This is a genomic window from Actinomadura harenae (assembly GCF_003696215.1).
Classification (GTDB): domain Bacteria; phylum Actinomycetota; class Actinomycetes; order Streptosporangiales; family Streptosporangiaceae; genus Spirillospora; species Spirillospora harenae.
This window is the reverse complement of record NZ_RFFG01000249.1, coordinates 1-2291: the sequence shown is the minus strand read 5'-3', so window position 1 is coordinate 2291 and position 2291 is coordinate 1. Positions and strand designations below refer to the sequence as shown.

General features: G+C 75.0%; 2 protein-coding genes. One reads left to right on the top strand and one right to left on the bottom strand.

The annotated features are described in order from the left end of the window. Positions 1–1801, top strand: a 1801-nt coding sequence (locus tag EBO15_RS43250) for an AMP-dependent synthetase/ligase (RefSeq protein WP_147481940.1), incomplete at its 5' end; no start/stop codon positions are given. 60 nt (positions 1802–1861) lie between these two features. On the opposite strand, the gene EBO15_RS43245 is transcribed toward EBO15_RS43250, so the two are convergent. Further along, positions 1862–2291: NAD(P)H-binding protein (locus tag EBO15_RS43245; protein WP_147481939.1), on the bottom strand; the 430-nt coding region annotated here is incomplete at its 5' end.

The window sequence follows — 2291 nt, the reverse complement described above, 5'->3', positions numbered from 1 at the left end:
GGTCCCGGCCGGCAGCGGCACGGGCGACGCGAGCGGCGCGGCCGCCGGGAACCCCGTCGCGGCCGGTGCGAGCGGCGCGGAGCGGGCGGTGTACCTCGGGACGGGCGGGGACGCGTGGAGTTCGGTGACGGCCGCGGAGTTCGCGGCCGAGGTGGCGCGGCTGGCCAAGGGCCTGATCGCGGTCGGGGTGGAGCCCGGTGACCGGATCGCGCTGATGGCGCGGACCCGGTACGAGTGGACGGTCCTGGACTACGCGATCTGGGCGGCGGGCGGCGTGACCGTCCCGGTGTACGAGACGTCGTCGGCCGAGCAGGTCGCCTGGATCCTCGGCGACTCGGGCGCGTGCGGGATCTTCGTCGAGACGGAGGAGAACCGCTCGGCGGTGGCGTCCGTCCGCGGCGACCTGCCGGAGCTCTCGCACGTCAGCGGCATCGAGCCGGACGACCTGGACCGCCTCGCCTCCTGGGGCGCGGCGGTCTCCGACCAGGAGCTCCTCGCGCGGCGGCGGTCGCGCCGCGCGTCGGACCTCGCGACGATCGTCTACACGTCCGGGACGACCGGACGGCCGCGCGGCTGCGAGCTGACCCACGCGAACTTCCTGGCCACGGCGCGCAACGTGGTGCTCGCCGGGGTGCCGGAGATCACCGCGGACGGCGCGTCCACGCTCCTGTTCCTGCCGCTCGCGCACGTGTTCGCGCGGCTGGTGCAGGTGGGCTGCGTGGAGTGCGGGATGGTGCTGGCGCACGGCACCCCCGGCACTCTGCAGGACGATCTTGGAACGTTCCACCCCACCTTCCTGCTGGCCGTTCCGCGGGTGTTCGAGAAGGTCTACAACGGCGCGGCGCAGCGGGCCGAGGCCGACGGCAAGGGCAGGATCTTCGCCGCCGCGGCCGACACGGCCGTCGCCTACAGCCACGCCCTCGACGCCGGGCGCGTGCCGCTCGCCCTCCGGGCCCGGCACCGCGTGTTCGACGCGCTGGTCTACCGCAAGCTGCGGGCGGCGGTCGGAGGGCGGCTCCGGTACGCGATGTCCGGGGGCGCGGCGCTGAACGCCCGGCTCGGCCACTTCTTCCGCGGCGTCGGCGTGACGATCATCGAGGGCTACGGGCTCACCGAGACCACCGCCCCGATCGTCGGCAACCGCTTCACGCGCGGCGGCAACCGCATCGGCACGGTCGGACGGCCCTTCCCCGGGACCGGCATCCGGATCGCCGAGGACGGCGAGATCCTGGCGCGCGGCGTCAGTGTCTTCCACGGCTACCGGAACAACTCCGAGGCGACGGCGCAGGCCATGGACGGCGGCTGGTTCCGCACCGGTGACCTGGGCGAACTCGACGAGGACGGCTACCTCACGATCACCGGGCGCAAGAAGGACATCCTCGTCACGGCCGGTGGCAAGAACGTCGCCCCCGGCCCGCTGGAGGACCTCCTGCGCGCCCACCCGATCATCGACCAGGCCGTGGTCGTGGGCGACGGCCGCACCTTCGTCGGCGCCCTGCTGGCCCTCGACGAGGAGGCCCTCCCGGCCTGGCTGGCCACGCGCGGACGCCCCGTCCCCCGCAGCGGCGACGCCCTCGACCTCGCCGCGCTCCGCGACGACCCGGAGGTGCGGGCCGCCCTGGACGCCGCGATCGCGGACGCCAACACGACCGTCTCGCGCGCCGAGGCGATCAAGAAGTACCGCGTCCTCGACCGCGCGCTCACCGAGGCGGACGGGCACCTCACCCCGAGCCTCAAGGTGCGCCGCCACATCGTCACCGCCGAGTTCGCCTCCGACATCGACGCCCTCTACGCCCCCTGATCCACGACGCCCCCTGACCCACCCCGCCCGCCCGCGGCGTCACCACCGACATCATCACCGTCAGATGAGGGCGGAGATGGCCTCGGGTATGGGGACGTCGCCGTTGACGAGTTCCAGGGTGGCCCGGTCGACCTTGGGTTCGGCGAGGAGGGCCGCGATGACGGCCGCCACGTCGTCGCGGGTGACGGCGCCGTGGCCCACCGGTGGCGGCGCCAGGGTGACCCGGCCGGTGCCGGGGTCGTTGGTCAGGCCGCCGGGGCGGACGATCACCCAGTCGAGGTCGCGGTCGCGCAGGTCGTCCTCGGCGGCGTTCTTGGCGTTGACGTAGGCGGCCCACACGTCGTCGCCGCCCGGCGCGGGCGGCCTGCCCGCGCCCATCGTCGAGATCTGGACGAAGCGCCGGACCCCGGCGCGCTCGGCGGCCTCGGCGAGCAGGGCCGAGGCGCCGCGGTCGACGCTGTCCTTGCGCGCGGCGCCGCTGCCCGGGCCC